The sequence below is a fragment of the Sutcliffiella cohnii genome (genome assembly GCF_002250055.1).
Taxonomy (GTDB): Bacteria; Bacillota; Bacilli; order Bacillales; family Bacillaceae_I; genus Sutcliffiella; species Sutcliffiella cohnii.
Window position 1 is genome coordinate 889,442 of record NZ_CP018866.1, and the last position, 18,696, is coordinate 908,137.

At 35.7% G+C, this 18,696-nt stretch carries 16 protein-coding genes; 7 read left to right on the forward strand and 9 right to left on the reverse strand.

All coding sequences use genetic code 11. The features are described from left to right. Positions 1-5 precede the first annotated feature (5 nt). Positions 6-236: a spore germination protein GerPB gene (locus BC6307_RS04270; RefSeq protein WP_066420922.1), complete on the reverse strand. Its 231-nt coding sequence runs from the start codon at positions 234-236 to the stop codon at positions 6-8. Between the two features lie 22 nt (positions 237-258). Next, the gene (locus tag BC6307_RS04275; protein ID WP_066420924.1) at positions 259-480 is read right to left on the reverse strand and encodes a spore germination protein; all 222 of its coding nucleotides are present in this window, start codon (positions 478-480) and stop codon (positions 259-261) included. Positions 481-622: 142 nt separating this feature from the next. Between BC6307_RS04275 and BC6307_RS04280 the strand changes: the two genes are divergently transcribed. Continuing rightward, the gene (locus tag BC6307_RS04280; protein ID WP_066420925.1) at positions 623-1,795 is read left to right on the forward strand and encodes a DUF418 domain-containing protein; all 1,173 of its coding nucleotides are present in this window, start codon (positions 623-625) and stop codon (positions 1,793-1,795) included. A 34-nt stretch (positions 1,796-1,829) separates the two neighbouring features. Here the strand turns inward: BC6307_RS04280 and BC6307_RS04285 are convergent, their stop codons facing one another. Further along, positions 1,830-2,018 carry an aspartyl-phosphate phosphatase Spo0E family protein gene (locus BC6307_RS04285; protein ID WP_066420927.1) on the reverse strand — a complete coding sequence of 63 codons (189 nt, stop codon included), beginning with the start codon at positions 2,016-2,018 and terminating at the stop codon, positions 1,830-1,832. A 156-nt stretch (positions 2,019-2,174) separates the two neighbouring features. Here BC6307_RS04285 and BC6307_RS04290 point away from each other — a divergent pair, with 156 nt between their 5' ends. Next, a complete protein-coding gene (locus BC6307_RS04290; RefSeq protein WP_066420928.1) occupies positions 2,175-3,083 on the forward strand; it encodes a fumarylacetoacetate hydrolase family protein in 909 nt (302 codons plus the stop codon). A 34-nt stretch (positions 3,084-3,117) separates the two neighbouring features. Here the strand turns inward: BC6307_RS04290 and BC6307_RS04295 are convergent, their stop codons facing one another. Further along, positions 3,118-4,314, reverse strand: coding sequence for an ornithine--oxo-acid transaminase (locus tag BC6307_RS04295; protein WP_066420929.1), 1,197 nt, complete (start codon positions 4,312-4,314; stop codon positions 3,118-3,120). Positions 4,315-4,524: 210 nt separating this feature from the next. On the opposite strand from BC6307_RS04295, the gene BC6307_RS04300 reads away from it, so the two are divergent. Beyond that, entirely contained in the window at positions 4,525-4,887 is a 363-nt protein-coding gene (locus BC6307_RS04300; protein ID WP_066420930.1) for a YisL family protein, read from the forward strand. A 581-nt stretch (positions 4,888-5,468) separates the two neighbouring features. Further along, positions 5,469-7,457, forward strand: a complete 1,989-nt coding sequence (locus BC6307_RS04305) for a sensor domain-containing protein (protein ID WP_084380773.1) — start codon at positions 5,469-5,471, stop codon at positions 7,455-7,457. Positions 7,458-7,595: 138 nt separating this feature from the next. Here BC6307_RS04305 and BC6307_RS04310 read toward each other — a convergent pair whose 3' ends face one another. Then, positions 7,596-8,174, reverse strand: coding sequence for a DUF2777 domain-containing protein (locus tag BC6307_RS04310; RefSeq protein ID WP_066421868.1), 579 nt, complete (start codon positions 8,172-8,174; stop codon positions 7,596-7,598). 233 nt (positions 8,175-8,407) lie between these two features. On the opposite strand from BC6307_RS04310, the gene asnB reads away from it, so the two are divergent. Then, positions 8,408-10,255, forward strand: a complete 1,848-nt coding sequence (gene asnB, locus BC6307_RS04315) for an asparagine synthase (glutamine-hydrolyzing) (protein ID WP_066421866.1) — start codon at positions 8,408-8,410, stop codon at positions 10,253-10,255. Positions 10,256-10,830: 575 nt separating this feature from the next. Here the strand turns inward: asnB and BC6307_RS04320 are convergent. From BC6307_RS04320 to BC6307_RS04330, 3 genes are all read right to left on the reverse strand, one after another. Then, positions 10,831-12,207 carry an ammonium transporter gene (locus BC6307_RS04320; RefSeq protein ID WP_066420105.1) on the reverse strand — a complete coding sequence of 459 codons (1,377 nt, stop codon included), beginning with the start codon at positions 12,205-12,207 and terminating at the stop codon, positions 10,831-10,833. A 22-nt stretch (positions 12,208-12,229) separates the two neighbouring features. Next, positions 12,230-12,571 (reverse strand): P-II family nitrogen regulator, encoded by a 342-nt coding sequence (locus BC6307_RS04325; RefSeq protein ID WP_066420104.1) that lies wholly within the window; start codon positions 12,569-12,571, stop codon positions 12,230-12,232. A gap of 198 nt (positions 12,572-12,769) precedes the next feature. Continuing rightward, complete coding sequence (locus tag BC6307_RS04330; protein ID WP_066420103.1) at positions 12,770-14,152, reverse strand: MATE family efflux transporter; 1,383 nt, start codon at positions 14,150-14,152, stop codon at positions 12,770-12,772. A 158-nt stretch (positions 14,153-14,310) separates the two neighbouring features. On the opposite strand from BC6307_RS04330, the gene BC6307_RS04335 reads away from it, so the two are divergent. After that, positions 14,311-15,177 (forward strand): AraC family transcriptional regulator, encoded by an 867-nt coding sequence (locus BC6307_RS04335; protein WP_235858263.1) that lies wholly within the window; start codon positions 14,311-14,313, stop codon positions 15,175-15,177. A gap of 86 nt (positions 15,178-15,263) precedes the next feature. Here the strand turns inward: BC6307_RS04335 and BC6307_RS04340 are convergent, their stop codons facing one another. Further along, positions 15,264-17,027: an alpha-glycosidase gene (locus tag BC6307_RS04340; protein WP_066420099.1), complete on the reverse strand. Its 1,764-nt coding sequence runs from the start codon at positions 17,025-17,027 to the stop codon at positions 15,264-15,266. Positions 17,028-17,387: 360 nt separating this feature from the next. Here BC6307_RS04340 and BC6307_RS04345 point away from each other — a divergent pair, with 360 nt between their 5' ends. Then, the gene (locus BC6307_RS04345; RefSeq protein WP_066420096.1) at positions 17,388-18,668 is read left to right on the forward strand and encodes a sugar ABC transporter substrate-binding protein; all 1,281 of its coding nucleotides are present in this window, start codon (positions 17,388-17,390) and stop codon (positions 18,666-18,668) included. The last annotated feature ends 28 nt before the right edge of the window (positions 18,669-18,696 follow it).

Here is an 18,696-nt window from a genome sequence, read left to right on the forward strand (position 1 = left end):
TTCCTTTAAATTGTTGGAGGAACTAAAGGAACAAACGGTCCACCCTGCGTAATTTCATCTCCAACGATTGGGCTAGCTTCTGGAGCGGGTTCTGTATATCCGCCAGTATTGTAAAGGTTAGATAAGGATTTAATAACCCCAGCGCTTCCGATTTGGAAAATAGACGAATTAGATACACCACCAATTCTAATTTGATGAATGTTTATATTTTGATGAATAAAAAAATTTGTAGCCATAATAATTCTCCTCACTTACGTTTTAAAGGTTTAATGCGACTGGTTGATCATTAACATCTTGATCATATGTGTTTGTTTGACTATTCGTATTGCTTATCGTTATACGATCTCCTGTGTTAAAACTACCCGCTCCAGCAAATGTTTTCGCGGAGCTTACAGGCGACATTTGAAATACATCCCCAATATGAAAAATACCGGAGTTACCAATACTGTTAACGTTAACAGCCCCGACAATTGCTGGCATGTTCACAAACTCCTTTCTGAATAAAATGTCAGTAGAAGTGTATAAAGCATCTTATGACAAATGCCCGGTAAAAGTGAAGAAAAGATGGGCATACTTACCATTTATTCGCTATAATAAAGGATAAAGAAGGAGGAGGAAGTTTGTGAAAGCTCAACCAATACAGGAAAGAGAAAGGATTGTCGTCCTAGATATAATTAGAGGACTAGCAATTTTTGGAATATTACTTGTGAATATGCCAACTTTTTTTGCACCTTTTCTTTATATCGAACCGAGAAAATATTGGACATCGACAATCGATTTATGGAGCTATAATTTTGTAGACATCGTCGCACAGGCAAGCTTTTATACGTTATTTTCGTTTTTATTTGGATATGGCTTTGTTATATTCACAAAAAGATTAGAGGAGAAGCAATTATCTGTGCCGAAATATTTTAGTAGAAGACTAGTTGTTCTTTTATTAATAGGTATTTTCCATGCGTTTCTCATTTGGCATGGTGATATTTTAATTACATATGCAATAATCGGATTTCTACTTCTTTTGTTAAGAAACCTTTCTAGTAAAACAATGGTATGGACTGGTATTCTTTTGTTAGTAATTCCAAATGCCTTAATATCTTTAATGCTATTAGTAACTGTTTCACTAGGGTTAACCGACGGGGTTTATGAAGAGTTTCAAATATATGCTACACAATCATTAGAGGTTTATAGCAATGGGACTTTTCTAGAAGTTACGATGCAACGAATAGCTGATTGGTCTTTTGCCAATGTAAATGCTTTTATATTTATTATATTTAGTATTTTACCAATGTTTTTATTTGGTGCAGCTTTAGCAAAAGCGAAATGGCTAGAGATCATGGAAGAAAAAGCTGGAGCCTTTAAGAAGCTTTGGGCTATTTCAGTTGTAGGAACCCTTATTTTTAAATTGCTACCATATTATTCATCAGCAAACGAATTTACCGAATATGTACAAGATATATTTGGTGGACCGTTTCATGCGTTATTTTATTTCACATCAGTAGTGCTGCTAGTTAGAAATAAAACATGGTTAAAACTATTATCACCTCTGAGATATGTTGGTAGAATGAGTTTGTCGAATTACTTATTCCAATCAATTGTTTGTACGACTATTTTTTATTCATATGGCTTTGGATTGTATGGACAAATTACATTAATAACTGGTTTAATAGCATGTTTCATTTTATTTGTTATTCAAATCTTCATTAGTAAATGGTGGGTAAATCGTTTTTATTATGGCCCAGTGGAATGGTTATGGAGAGTTGGAACTTACGGTAGAAAGCAACCGTTTAGGAGATAAAAAGAGAGGTAATCCTTTTCGAAAGGATCACCTCTTAAGCTAAACGATATGTGCTAGTAATAGATTTTGAATGTATGGTCGTTTTTTTATGAAACTTCCATTGTTGATTAAGTAGATTGTCCAATTCTTGACTACATTTAACAGTCTCTTTTGCGCAGTAGCCATATTGTTGTGCATAAGTAATCATCTCTTGGCGTTTCGCTTCAATTTGATAAGCTATCATTATATTCGAATCTCCATTTACTTTTATACTGGTAAAACATTTACATATATTATGCCACGTTTTAATAGGACTTTAAACACCTTCGATAAAACAAGTCATAAAAAAACAAAAATATACAAATTACTTGTCGAATAATAAAGGGAGGAATAAAGAATTATGCGTTTTTTAACTGGGGTATATGAAAACAGTACGTTTGTAGGAGTTGTTCCGCCATTTAATACGAACGTATGTATTAATTTAAATGAGGCAGACGAAAAAATGAATGGGCAACTAACAATGCCAAATGACCTACATAGTTGTATACAATTAGGAGAACAGTTTATTGAAAAAGTAAAAGAGATTCAAAACTGGGTACAAATAAGTGTAGAGAATAATAAATATGTGTATCCACTTTCTGAAGTGAGAATACTTGCTCCGATAACTAGACCAACAAAAAATATTTTATGTGTCGGGAAAAATTATCGGGAACACGCAATTGAGATGGGAAGTGTGGAAGATATCCCGAAGCACATCATGATGTTTACGAAAGCACCTACAACTGTTATTGGACACCTAGATTTTATTGACCGTCATTCAAATGTAACCGAGCAGTTAGATTATGAAGGAGAACTTGCGGTCATTATTGGAAAAAAAGGCAAAGAAATAAAAGAGGAAGAGGCGTATGATTATGTGTTTGGTTATACGATTCTAAATGATATTACGGCACGTGATTTACAATCGAAGCATAAGCAGTTTTTCTTAGGGAAAAGTTTAGATACGAGCTGCCCAATGGGACCGGTAATTGTTGCGAAAGAGGCGATTCCAAACCCTGAACAACTTTCAATAGAAACAAGAGTAAATGGAGAAGTCCGCCAAAAGTCAAACACAGATCAAATGATTTTTACGATTCCTAATATTATTGCCACGATTTCAAAAGGAATGACATTAGAGCCTGGTGATATTATTGCAACAGGTACACCAGCAGGAGTAGGTAAAGGATTCAAACCACCACGATTTTTACAAACTGGTGACGTAATCGAGGTTAAAATAGAACAAATAGGTTCATTAGTAAACGAAGTGAAATAAAGGAAAAAGCTGCCCAAACAGGCAGCTTTTTATATTAAACGGAAAGAACTTCTTTTACTTTATTAATAGCCCAGTCTAAATCTTCTTGAGAAATAACTAATGGAGGTGCAAAACGAATAACAGTGTCATGCGTTTCTTTACATAATAATCCTTCTTCTTTTAGCTTTTCACAATAAGGACGAGCAGCTTCTGATAGTTCAACTCCGATGAAAAGCCCTCTTCCACGAATATCTTTAATGATCGGATTATTAATTTCACGAAGTTTTTCTTGGAAGTACTCACCTAGTTTTAAGGAGCGCTCTACTAAGTTTTCTTCTTCTAACACTTCTAATGATGCAATGGAAACAGCACATGCAAGCGGGTTTCCTCCGAATGTAGAACCGTGTGAACCAGGGTTAAATACCCCTAATACATCTTTATTAGCAGCAACACATGAGATAGGAAATACACCTCCACCTAATGCTTTACCGAGAATATACATATCAGGCTCTACATTTTCCCAATCACAAGCAAATAACTTTCCGGAGCGGCCAAGCCCTGCTTGAATTTCATCCGCTACATATAGAACGTTATTTTCCTTACAAACATCGTATGCCTCACGTAAAAACCCTTCGTACGGAATGTTAATACCAGCTTCGCCTTGAATTGGTTCAAAAATGAAAGCAGCTGTGTTTGGTGTAATAGCAGCTTTTAATGCTTCTAAATCGCCAAATGGAATAACTTTAATTCCTGGTAGCATTGGTCCAAAACCGCTTTTGTACTCTTCACTAGAAGACATAGAAACAGCCGTCATCGTTCTTCCATGGAAGTTTTCTTCGCAAACAATAATTTCTGCTGCATCTGCTTGAACGCCTTTTACATCATATGCCCATCGACGTACGGCTTTCACGGCAGTTTCTACCGCTTCCGCTCCTGTATTCATCGGTAATACCATATCTTTGTTCGTTAACTTCGCAACTTTTTCATACCAAGGACCAAGTTGGTCGTTATGGAAAGCACGAGATGTTAACGTAATTTTGTCTGCTTGGTTTTTTAAAGCTTGAATAATTTTTGGATGACGATGCCCTTGGTTAACTGCGGAATACGCACTTAACATGTCAATATATTTATTACCTTCTGGATCTTCTACCCAAACACCCTCTGCTTTCGAAATGACAATTGGAAGTGGATGATAGTTTTTAGCTCCGTACTGCTCTGTTAGGTCAATAATTTGTTCTGTTTTTGTACTCAATGAAATCCCTCCATTTGCTTAATTCACCATACACATTATAGCATTACAAAATTGTATGCAAAACTCCAAATGGTGAAAAATGCTAATCGTCTATTACTCTACGCACTTTTAAGCATATTATCAACTCAATTGTAACATTGCATTATATTTTTTGTTTTTTGAAAAACATGGTATGATACAAGTATTGAAATTTAGAAGGAGGAAAGGTTTATGGCTACTAATACGCATGCGCATATTACCACTTGGGTTGTTGCTATTATACTTTTTGTTGTAGCATTATCTTTACTTAAAGCAGGTAATGCAAAAGCTACAAAAATAGTACAAATGGTATTACGAGTATTTTATATTTTAATTATTGTTACAGGTTGGTTATTACTACATAACACAAATTATAGTGGAGAGCATCTTTTAAAATCTATTGTTGGAATTGGTGTAATTGGTGCAATGGAAGTGTTACTCGCTCGAAAATCAAAAGGAAAACCAACAGGTGCTATTTTAGGAATCTTCATCGTACTACTAATAGTTGTACTATACCTAGGCTTTAGCTTACCACTAGGCATCGAATGGTTTTAATTTGATGTTTTACTACAGTAAATGATATTTAAAGGTAGCAGTATCTTTTAATAGGTATATAACTGTAATCAAGTTTTAGTAAAAAACCGTGAGTGAAACGGAGCGGAAGGTCTCCTCGAAAATGCTGTCGCATTTTCTTCGTGCGATGTAATGCTGCCGAAGCTTTCCTTGTCCTGCGGGAAAAGAGGGAAGGCCGAGACCCCACAGGCGCAGCCGAGGAGGCTCGGCTCCACGAAAAGCGGAAGCGCATCGCTCTGGCCCGTACAAACTGGAGCAGTCCGGTAGGAGATAAAGGAAACGCTTTGGGAAACGTTAGTTGAGTCGATGTTGACTTATCGTACGAACGGACTGGGAAGTTTGATAGGGCCAATGCGCTGGAGCTAGACATCTCCCCGCGGAAAGCACATACCTGTAGCGCAGTGGAACGGACTAACTTTTTACTACTCTCCAGTTTTTAAGGAAGACTCCTATAACTTTTTAGGAGTCTTTTGCTTTTTTTCAAGTAATAAATATGGTAGAGTGATAATTAAGAAAATTGTAGAAAAATGTCTACAAACTACAGATGGTTAGGGAGTACTTGGATGAACATTTATACAACAGACTTTCAAAATATCGAAACCATACAAACCTTTATTTCAGAGAATAAACTTACCAATTATAAGCACGTACATATACAACTATTGCTAACCGAACAAAATAAAGAACTAGTTAACAAAATTAAAAGTATCATTCCTCAGGCAACTGTACATACAGTTACAGTAAAAAGTACAGACAAAACTAACAAAATTGTTTTAACCTGTATTACTTCTAACGATACACCCATCCAATACACAATCCATCCTAATGGTAATCTTGTAGAAACAAATGACGAAAACTACTGGAAAAACAAATACGAAAGCCTAATACATTCTGAACAAAAACTACGCTCACTGTTTGAAAATAATTCGGACATAGTATTTGCTACAGATTTACTTGGAAATATTACCGACGTGAACGAAGTTTTTCAACGGGTATTAGGATATAAAAAAGAGGATATTTTACACAAAAATGCTTTACACTTCTTAAATGAAAAAGACGTAAAACTAGTAAAAAGTCATTTTGTTAATTCTTTGAAGGGAAACCAAGTTACGTACGAATTGAATATTTCGAATAAGCATAATGAGAATAAAACATTTTTAATGAAAAACATTCCAATCATTGTCCAAAAAAGAAAGATTGGTATTTTCGTAATTGGTAAAGATATAACGGAACAAAAAATAGCCGAGAAAAAAATTGCCTATTTAGCCTCTTACGATATGGAGACCGGTTTACCAAATAAGTGGACGTTCAATCAAAAATTGGAAGAACAGCTTAAAAACGATAAATCATTGCAAAAAGCAATTATTGTAATAGATTTAGATCGCTTTAAATTCATTAATAGTAGCCTAGGTCATGAGGTAGGAGACTACTTTCTTAAAATAATTGTGAGTCGACTTAAAATGGTGATTCCGCCAGAAGGTTATTTCGCTCGTTTTGGTGGAGATAAATTCACTCTTTTAATAACAAATGTTAATAGCGTGGATGAAGTAATTCAGCTTTCTCAAAGCATATTATCAAAAATCAATGAGCCTCTTACACATAAGGGGAAAGAATACTATGTATCTGCTAGTATTGGAATTAGTATATATCCAAATGATGGGGAGGAAAAAGAGAGTTTATTGCGGAACGGTGATACTGCATTAAATAGGGCGAAACAACAAGGTGGAAATAAAATTAAATTTTTTTCTGCTGATATGAATGAGCAAGCTTTATTCAAAATGGAGCTAGAAGGATATTTAAGGAAAGCTCTTCAAAAAAATGAATTTTTCTTAACGTATCAACCATTTATTAACTTTTATACAGGAAAAATAATTGGTGCAGAATCTCTCATTAGATGGGATCATCCGAAACTTGGGTTAGTTTCACCTCTAGAGTTTATCCCGTTAGCAGAAGAAACAGGACTAATTTTAAATATCGGGAATTGGGTGCTGCAAACAGCTTGTGGTCAAGCGAAAATGTGGCAGGAAAAAGGTGCGATAGACTTTACCATTTCAGTCAATGTTTCCGCCGTTCAGTTTCAAGGAATAAACTTTGTTAAAGAAGTAAAAGAAGCACTTGAGAAGAGTGGACTACAACCAAAATATTTAAAATTAGAATTAACCGAGAGTGTTATGCTACAAAATGTTCAATACAGTATTGATGTGATGAAAGAATTACAAAAGCTAGGGGTACAAATATCGATTGATGATTTCGGTACTGTGTATTCTTCGTTGAGTTATTTAAAAGATTTGCCTGCAAATAATTTGAAAATTGATCGTTCATTTATCCAAAATCTTCATGCGAATACAAAAGATATGGCAATTGTTAGAGCAATTATCGCTATGAGTAAAGGTTTGGAATTGAAAGTAATCGCAGAAGGAATTGAACAACAAGTGCAGTGGCAGCTTTTAAAAGAAATGGGCTGTGATTTCGCACAAGGATATTACATTTCCAAACCGTTATCAGCAAAACAATTTGAAACCTTCTTAGCTACAGGGTCAAGAACAACTTAGTTTTAGGTTATAAGTTTTACTATAACGAGCTTATTTTCAAATTAACTTATGTAGCCCCGGGGAGGTTTCCGTCCCTCCCTGAGGAGAGTAAATGGGTAGAGGAACGGGTTAATCCCATATCGATTACATATTACTGTTTTATTCCGCTTTTCTTTGCTCCATTTTCGTAAACAATAAACGTTTACCAGTTTGAAGAGTATATTCAAACCGATCACTTTGATTTTTTCCACGCTCAAAATAATGCTGTACAGAACAAATAAACGTTCCATTATCGTACACGATGAAATTTACCCCCTCTTTTCGTCTGTTAGCAGGTAAAAAGTAAAGCGTATTATGACAATACACATTGTCGTAAAGCGAAATATTAATGGAATTCAGCAGCTTCGTAAATTGTAAAAAAGCATCCTCCGGTAACTCCTGTAGCAACTCCATATATGCAAAAGGAAGTTTTTTTCGAATACGTACTGCATCCCCATTATTCATTTCGTACGTATGTAAAGTATGTAAATACAATTCACCTGACTCTAATAGAACAGCTGGTACCCATTCATCAGACAAATATATTTCTAAACCATCTTCTGCGATTTCAAATAATAGAAAAGCCTCATCTTCCTCTGCTTCAAAAAACACCCATTGTTCATTAATATATTCAATCGTCCCACACATAAAGGACCTTTTCTGATTGTAAATGTCTTTATTTCTTTGCTGTATGTTCATCCGTATATCCTCCAAGTGTAACTAATCTTCTTATCCTTTGTTGTTGACAATTGCGCAATGGTTTATAACAAAAACGAAAAATAATTTTTGTTGCCGGATTAGATTTTAAGCGGAAATGTAAAAGAAGCTAACATACTATTTCCAGTGAAGGCTACATCTGATAGGCTCCACTTGCATAGGATAAAGGAGCAGTTTATTAAGCCCATGTAACTTAAAGGAGTGAACTATACAGCATGTGTGGTATAACCGGGTTAATGAATATTCGAAAAGATGTACGTCATGAAGAGGAAGCGGTTAGAAAAATGACCGAAACGTTAACGAAACGTGGGCCGGATGATACGAATATTTGGGGAAACGAATATGTATGGTTTGGTCATAAACGGTTAGTTGTTGTTGACCCAGAAGGTGGCCGTCAACCGATGACAAAAAATAAAAACGGATTTTCCTACACCATTTGTTATAACGGAGAGCTATATAATACAGAAGATATTAGAAAAGAGTTATTAAAAAGAGGTTACACTTTTAATAGTCATTCAGATACAGAAGTATTATTAACATCCTATATAGAGTGGAAGGAAGATTGTGTTCATCATTTAAATGGAATTTTTGCTTTTAGCATATGGGATGAGGAGAGAGAGAAACTTTTTATTGCTAGAGACCGGATGGGGGTAAAACCGTTATTTTATCATCATGATGGAGAGAAGCTTATGTTTGGTTCAGAACTTAAAGCTTTACTTGCACATCCTTGTATCAAAAGCGAAGTAGACTATGATGGGTTAGCCGAAATATTTGGTTTAGGACCATCCCGTTCTCCTGGTCATGGCTTATTTGCTAGTATAAAAGAATTAAGACCAGCACATTTCATGACATTTTCAAAAGACGGTTTAAAGGTAATTCGCTACTGGAATGTAAAAAGTAAAAAGCATACACATAGTTTAGAAGAAACAGTAGATAATGTTAAATTTTTGTTTACTGATGCTGTAAAGAGACAATTAGTATCTGATGTACCTGTTTGTACTTTTTTATCAGGTGGGTTAGATTCAAGTGCGATTACGGCTATTGCTGCTGAAGAATTTGAAAAAAGCGGCAAAGGTCCACTTCACACATTTTCTATCGATTATGAAGAAAATGATCAATACTTTAAAGCGAATGATTTTCAGCCAAATTCGGATGAAGCTTGGATTCGAAAAATGACAGAATCGTATAATACGGTGCACCATAATATGATTATTTCTCAACAGGAGTTAGTAGAAAACTTAAAGGAAGCAGTATTAGTAAGAGATCAGCCAGGAATGGCAGATGTAGATTCTTCACTCCTATGGTTTTGTCGAGAAATTAAATATAACTTTGTTGTCGGACTTTCGGGAGAATGCGCAGATGAGATCTTCGGAGGTTACCCTTGGTTTCATCGCCCAGAAGATTTAGCCTCAAGTAATTTTCCTTGGATGCGATCTACAGAGGCAAGAATGGAATTACTCCGCCCAGAATGGAGAAGAAAGCTGCAAATTGATGATTACATTACGACGAAGTTTGAAGAAACAATAGCCGAGACTCCTAGATTAGAAGGAGAAAATCCAGTCGAAGCAAAAAGAAGAGAGTTATTTTATTTAAATATCATCTGGTTTATGACGACTCTGTTAGATAGAAAAGATCGAATGAGTATGGGGGCTAGTCTAGAAGTTCGTGTCCCATTTGCTGATCATCGACTAGTAGAATATGTTTGGAACATCCCATGGGAAATGAAAATGTACGAAAATAGAGAGAAAGGAATATTAAGAAAGGCATTAGAAGGAATTTTACCACATGAGGTGCTTTATCGAAAGAAGAGTCCGTATCCAAAAACACATCATCCGGTTTATACGAAACTAGTGAAAAATTGGCTAGGAGATATACTAAAAGATAATGACTCGCCATTATATGAATTTCTCGATAAGAAGAAACTTCATGAAATTGTTGATTCAAATGGTGACACATTCCGAGTGCCTTGGTTTGGGCAATTAATGACAGGTCCACAATTGTTAGCACATTTAATTCAAATTGATACATGGTTTAAAAAGTATAATGTAAGTATAAAATCTTAAAGTTGAGAGTTTAAAGCAATTTTAAAAACACTTGGTTAACCGGCCAAGTGTTTTTAATATGTTTTTAAAGTATTTTGTGATAAACATAGTTTAGGGTAATAATTAGGTGAAAAAATGAGTATTTCAACTACATACAGAAAGAGGCTGGGACAAAACTAAAATGATCATGATAAAAAACGAACAATTGCAGAATTAGCGGAGGAAATATACGTAGACTCCTCGAAAAATGCCTCCGCATTTTTCTTCGTGCGATGTTTCGCTGCCGAAGCCTTCCTTGTCCTGCGGGAGCAGAGGCATAGGTGAGAAGATAGCAGTGCTTTAGCACGAGGAGGCTCACCAGTTACGAAAAGTGAAGGCGGCTCGACCTGGCCCGACAAGCATAAGACAGGCGCTGCAGTTGGGCGCTCTTTGCCCAACGAAAGTGACTGGCTTATGTCTCGAGGGCCAAGCCGCCGTAACTAGACACGCCCGCGGAAAGCGAAGTATATTTCCGGAGCGGGTTATTTGCACTCTACTATTTTTTGTTCGTTTTTTACTTTTATAAAAATAGTTGTGTCCCAACCTCTTTGATTTTTCTAAAACTCGGAAGCTTTAGCTTTTGTGCCTATGCTATTTAACCGATGTACTAAACCGGTTCCAAATTCGCTACTTGGTTCTGATTGCTGATCAGACAATAATGATTCTTTTAATTCATAAGCAGAAGAACCGTGTTCTGCAAAGTCCAAACCGGAAATCTCCTCTTCTTTAGATACACGAAGACTTGTAACTCTAGTCACTACAAATAAATAAACAGTTACAACACTAATCGTCCACACTATAACAGCTAATATTCCTAACGCCTGAACTCCTAGTAAGGAAATACCGTCACCGTAAAATAGACCACCAGAAGTAGCGAATAAACCTACTGCTAACGTTCCCCAAACTCCACAAATACCATGAACAGCAATTGCGCCGACAGGATCATCCAATTTCAATACTTTATCTAATAATTGAACACCTTCGACTAAAATAATTCCTGCAATAAGTCCAATAATGATAGCACCAATTGGAGAGACATCACCAGTTCCTGCAGTGATACCGACTAAACCTGCTAGTGCACCGTTTAGAGTAAGGGAAGCATCTATACGTTTATATTTAATTTGCGTGTAAAAAGCTGAAGCGATAACACCACCGGATGCAGAAAGAAGTGTAGTTGTAATAACGTGTGGGATTAATGACGGATCTGCGGCTAATGTGCTACCACCGTTAAAGCCGAACCAACCAAACCAAAGTATAAATACACCTAAAGCACCGAGAGGAATGTTATGTCCAGGAATAGCGTTAACTTTACCTTTAGAATATTTACCGATCCGTGCACCGAGAAACTTAACTGCAACAATAGCTCCTAATGCGCCAGTTAAGTGAACAACTGTGGAACCAGCAAAGTCAGTGAATCCTAGTGATGCTAACCACCCATCACCCCAAACCCAGTGACCAACAACGGGATAAACAAGTGCAACCATCAAAATAGTGAGAAGTAAATATTGACTTAATTTCATCCTTTCAGCAACCGCACCAGAAATGATCGTTGCACATGTCGCCGCAAACATTGCTTGGAAAACGAAAAATCCGATTTCACCTTCATGGCCTTGAAGGAAAAAGCCATTCGTGCCGATTAAACCTTGAAACGTTCCCCCAAACATAATCGCATATCCAACAGCTAAATATAAAATGGATGCTATTGAAACGGTTAAAAAGTTTTTCATTAATATGTTTAGTGTGTTTTTTGATCTAGTAAACCCGGACTCTACCATTGCAAATCCGGCATGCATAAAAAATACTAATAGTGCGCCAACCATAATCCATACCATATCTAATGAGATGGATAGCGTTTCGACAGTAGGAGGTGCAGCAGAAGCAGTAGATGCGATAACGAAACTCCCAGCTAATAATGAAAATACTTTTTTCTTCATTCTATTTCACTCCTTTTTTAGTTTACACGATTGCTTTTTTACCAGATTCACCAGTTCGAATTCGAATAGCATTTTCGACCGGATAAATAAAAATTTTGCCATCCCCGACTGTGTTCGTGCTACAAGTATCTTGGATAATATGAATAATTTCATCCACAAACTCGTCTTCTACAACCATTTCAACTTTCACTTTTGGAAGTAATTTAATTTCAAATGTATTACCTCTAAACAGTCCTTGCTGTCCTTTCTGCTGTCCACATCCAGCCACTTCTGAGACAGTTAAACCGTTTATTCCGACATCTTCTAACATTTCACGTAAAGCTCGGAATGTTTCTGGACGAATAATAGCTTCTACCTTTTTCAACCTCGCCACATCTCCTTTATTAGATGTTAACTTTTATAACATCGTTTTCTTGTTTTTACTATCGTATGCTAAAAAAAAGTGTAAATCAATACGAATTTTCAAAAAAATAAGCGTAAACGTTTACAAGTATGTGAGGTTTTATTACATTGGTGGATTTAGGAGAAAAATGAATAAAAAAACCTCCTAATAATTAGGAGGTTACATTACGTTTGCCACTTGTTTATTTTCTTTTTCTTCCACTTCATTAACAAAGGAATATTTCACCCAAACTCTTGAACGCCAACGGATTAACATAATAATACCTCTAAACCATTCATCGAAAATGAACGCGATAAAAATACCAACTAAACCGAGCTCAAAGTGAATCCCTAAAATGTAAGCGATAGGTAGTTGCAGTCCCCACATTGATAAAATAGCCATATATACTGGGAATTTTACATCACCTGTTGCCCGTAAAGAATTTATTACAACTAAATTAAATGCACGCCCAGGCTCTAGAAGGACCGAAAGCAATAATAACGTGCCTCCTACAGCAATAACATCAGGGTTGTTAGTAAATAGTGAAAGTAATGAATCCGATAGTAAATAGAACACAATAGCGGCAGAAAAGGCTAATACAATTCCTAACCGTAAACTTTTCATACAACGCTTATACGCAAGCTCAATTTGTTTAGCACCGATTTGATGACCAATCAATATTTGCGTACCTTGCCCAATTGCAATTGCAAACAACATAATAAACATAATTAAGTTTTGGGCATAAACACGAGTAGTCAATGCTTCTGTCCCAAGCATAACGATAAAATAAGTAATGACCATTTGCGCACCGTTCCAAGCTATATGCTCTCCGGCAGAAGGAACCCCAATTTTTAACAAGTTCTTTAAATGACTAAATGGTAAAGAAAATACTTTCCTAAATGGTAGTGGTTCTTCAATCCTTCTAAATAACAAATAAACCATAACTAAAAGCCCTAAACTTCTACTTACGACAGTTGAAATAGCAACCCCATCAACACCTAATACAGGAATTCCGAAAGGTCCAAAGATGAATAAATAGTTACCTATAACGTTTAATATATTCATTCCGATTGTTACGTACATCGTATCTTTCGTAAAACCGTAGCTACGAATCGTAGCACCAATTGTCATGATTAATGCTTGAACGAATGAAAATACACCAACTAGTTTCAAATAAAAATCTGCCTCAGATAATAATTCTGGTGGTAAGTTCATCATTAGTAACATTTTAGAGCTTGTAAAATAGATAAAAATACTTATTCCTAAACTAAAAATTAAATTAGCAACTATTGAAATGACGGTTACTTCGGATGCTGAATGGCGATCTTTCGCTCCGAGGTATTGCGCCACAAGAATCGTTGTTCCGGTTGCGATGAAACCGAACATGACGATAAGCATTTGTAAAATTTGGTTTGCTACTCCGACTGCTGCAACGGAGTCATCCGAATATTGACTAAGCATTAACGTATCGGCATTTCCCATTAACATGTGGAGTAAAACTTCTATAAAAATTGGCCAAGTTAGCGCAAATAAAGTAAGCTTTTTCGTTTTGTTTTCTTCCATAGATGTCAACTCCCTTTACTATAACCATTAAAATAAGGACAAGAATTTTTCTAAATCCGACATAAAGCAATTTATAGTTTAACTTGATTTCATTATAATAGAAAGAGAAGATAACGATTTTTATTGGAAAATAACGACCTGAGGTGAAAGCTGTGTCAATGATAGCGCTTCCGATTCCGCCATTCCCAACCTTTATTACTGGAGGTCAATACTTTGCTCAAAAAGGGACTAGACATTTCCATCGAACTTTTCCTGTTTTTGATTTGTTATATGTAAGAAAAGGGATGCTATTTTTGCAAGAAGAGAATAGACAATATGATATTGGACCTGGTCAATATTTAATATTAGTACCGGATACAGAGCATAAAGGATATAGAGATTGTGAAGAAGAGACAGATGTTATTTGGTTACATTTTACCGTACCGCTTCATAATCATTTAATTGTCAAAGATCAAGCAATTGATTGGTCTTATGTTTACAAAAAAGAGGCAACTTTTACGGAGCCTGCAGAATATAGCTTTCTTATTCCACAATTTGGACAATTAAAGAGAAAAGATATAATGGAGCAACATTTACAGCAACTTATCCAAACTGATAAAGAACAAGATCATTCACCAGACGATTATTTGCAAAAACAACTTGCTTTTTCTGAACTTTTTATCCAATTGCAAAGAGAAGCCTTCTCCATCCCGACTGCAACCGAAAAGGTTTGTGAAAAAGCGATGAAATATATTCAAGATTATTTTCAATCGCCATTTAAAATGAAAAAGTTAAGTGAAGAACTAATGTTTCATCCGGATTATATTACGAGGTGTATGCAAAAAACGATCGGAATGACTCCAGTTCAATATGTAACGTATTATCGATTGAATCTTGCTAAGAGAATGCTGGTGCAATCAGATGAGAAGGTTGCTACTATTGCAAAAGAAGTTGGAATTGATGATGTAACGTATTTTTCTAAGCTGTTCAAAAAAGAAGAAGGACTCACACCGCTGGAATATCGCCGATTAGTTAGAAGGGAATAATAATATTTTTTGAACCCTAACTAGGATAACGTATAAAAAAGTCCTAAAAGTCAGTTTTACTGACTTTTAGGACAGCCCCGAAAATATTATTTAACTGTTCTTAAAATGTGAAATTGGTAAGGGACTAGAGTTGCTTGTAATTCATTTGCCTCTATTGCAAACTCTTTTCCAGTCCAAAGATCTTCAATGACACTATCAGTAAGTTGCTCTGGTAAGGAAACAGTAATTTCTTGTTCACTATTATTAATAATAAAGTAAATAATCTCTTCGTCTGTCATTTTCGTGTACATAACATGGTTTGTATCATTATTGGCTTCAATAAAATGAATATCTCCATGATTACCAAATGCTTTATACGTTTTTCGTAAATGAATAAGTTTTTTAACATGCTCAAACATATCTATATCATGCAATTCTTTATCCCATGGCATACATTTACGACATCCAGGATCTTGATCACCTGTCATACTAATTTCGTCCCCGTAATAAATACAAGGAGCTCCTATAAATGATAGTTGAAATAGGAATAAAAGCTTTAATTTATTTTTATCATCGTTACAAATCGTTAAAATACGTGGTGTATCATGACTTCCTAATAAATTAAACGACACTTCGTTCACGTTTGCCGGATAGGAGTGTAAGACATTAGAAATAGCGTTGGCGAATCCCTCAGCATCTGTTGTACCTTTAGCGATATAATCGAGTGTAGCATTTGTAAACGGATAGTTCATAACCGCGTCAAATTGGTCCCCTTGTAACCAAGGCATAGAGTCATGCCATATTTCTCCGAGAATATAAGTGTCTTCTTTCACTTCTTTTACTGCTGTACGAAATTCTCTCCAAAACTGATGGTCTACTTCATTAGCAACATCTAATCTCCAGCCATCAATATTAAATTCTTTTACCCAGTAGCGCCCTACGTCTAGTAAATACTCTTTTACTTCTTTGTTCTCCGTATTTAATTTAGGCATGCTACTAACGAATGCAAATGCATCATAATTTGGCTTCGGTTCTGTTACTACAGGAAAATCCCAAATGTGGAACCAATCTTTATATTTCGATTCCTCACCATTTTTTAGTACGTCCTGAAATGGTGGCCAGTAATAGCCGCTATGATTGAAGACGGCATCAAGCATTACTTTAATACCGTGTTCGTGACATGTGTCTACTAACCTCTTAAAAGTTTCTTTATCACCAAATTGCGGATCAATTTCCATGTAATCAATTGTATCGTACTTATGATTAGAGTGTGCTTTAAAGATAGGGGTAAAGTAAATGCCAGTCACTCCTAATTCAACAAGGTGATTGATATGCTGAATAATTCCTTCAAAGTCTCCTCCAAAAAAGTTGGTAGGAGTTGGTTCAGCGCTAGCCCAAGGTAATGTACCAGCTGGATTTATCGTTTCGTCTCCGTTCGCAAAACGTTCAGGAAAAATTTGATACCAGACAGTATCTTTTACCCACTTGGGTGCTTGGAAAACATCACGTTTATTTAAAAAAGGAAAACAAAAGTAAAAACCAGAATCTTTCGGTGTTTCAGCAAAAAATCCTTTTTCCGTTAGTGTGGATGTTTCTTCATTAGAAGAAATAATAAATCCGTAACGTAAACGTTTAAAAGGCGGTTGTACTTCAGCAAACCAATAATCAAATAGAGAATCAGAACCACTTTTCTTCATATGTTTAGTCTCGAAAACCCATTCATTATTTTCCCAAATGTACGGATCACCGTGGATTAATTGTATCGAATTCACATCATCTTTCTTCGTGCGAATTCGGATGTGTAGCGTTTTTTCATCATATGCGTAAGCAAAATTGTTTTTTGGACGATGATAGATAGCTTCTTTATTCATTTCAACCTCTCCTTATATAATGCAAGCGATTGCATTTTTTGAGAAAAAAATGGTTGAATATATTCATTGCCATTTCATTCAACATAAGAGTAGTGAAAAAAGAAAAGAAAGTCAATGTAAGAACAATAAAATATTCTATTAAAATATAATTAATAGTAGTAATAATCTATTGTTCTATTAATCTTCAAAAATTTTTAATAAAAATTGCTTGTCAATTGGGCAAAAGCATGTATAATTAAAAGTGTAAGTTATGCAATCGTTTTCACTAACTAATGTAAGCGATTAAATTCGTCTTCATGAAAGTGCAAACGTTTGTACAAAATATATTAGAAATCATTTTTTAATGACGGAGGGGTCAAAATGAAAAAGTTTTTAGCGATGATGATGGTTGCTATTCTTACATTAGGTGTTCTTGCAGCTTGTGGACCACAACGTGACACAAACGAAGGAACGAATAATGGTGGAGAAGGCACGACTACAGAGGGTACAGACAAGCCCGAATCACTAGCTATCTGGGTTAACGACCAAGATGAGCAAAGTGCAGCATTAGAGCAAATTTTAAAAGCTTATGAAGAAGAAACAGGTATTGAAGTTAAAATGACTAAAATGTCTATGCTTGATCAGTTAGATGCTCTTGAGTTAGATGCAGCTGCTGGAAGAGGTCCAGACGTATTTTACCAACCTCATGACCGTTTAGGTGATATGGCTATTAAAGGTATCGCAGCTCCAGTAGACTTAGGTGACGATGCTAACCTTTATAGCGAAACAGCTATCAATGCTTTAACATTTGATGGAGAAGTTTATGGAGTACCACAAGTTATTGAAACTTACGGTATTTTCTACAACAAAGATTTAGTTTCTGAAGAAGAAATTAAAACAATTGAAGGATTAATGGAAGTTGCAGAAGCTCAAACAGATGCAGCTAATAACAAATTTGGTTTCGTAATGAACGCTACAGATTTCTATTTCACATACCCATTCCTTTCTGGATACGGTGGTTATGTATTTGAAATTACAGAAGATGGTTTTAATTCAGCTAACATCGGTTTAGATAATGAAGGTGCTGTTAAAGGTGGAGAACTTATCCAAACTTGGTATGCGAACGACTATATGAACCGTTCTATTACGGATGACTTCATGAATGACCAATTCCAAAATGGTAATATCGCTGCTGTTTTAACAGGTCCATGGAGAATAGCACAGTACAAAGAGGCGCTTGGAGATAAATTAGGTTCCACTACTCTTCCAGAATTAGATGGAACAGTTGCTCCTTCTTTCGTAGGTGTTAAAGCTTGGTTTGTAAACGCTTATTCTAAAAACCAAGAATGGGCTGTAGACTTAATGAAATTTATTACGAAGCATGAAAATGCAATGAAATATTATGAAATGGCTGGAGAAATGCCTGCATTACAAACAGCATTAGAGAGTGATGAAATCGTAAACGACGAAATTATGGCTGCTTTTGCTGAACAAACACAATACGGCCAGCCTATGCCTAACATCCCACAAATGTCTCAAGTTTGGGAGCCAGTGGCAAACGCATTAGGTTTCATTGCTGATGGTGACGATCCACAAGAAGTGCTTGAAGAAGCAGTACAACAAATTAAAGATCGTATCCAAGCTAGTGGTGGAGGCAACTAAGTAATACAGAAAGGTGGATAGAAGGGAG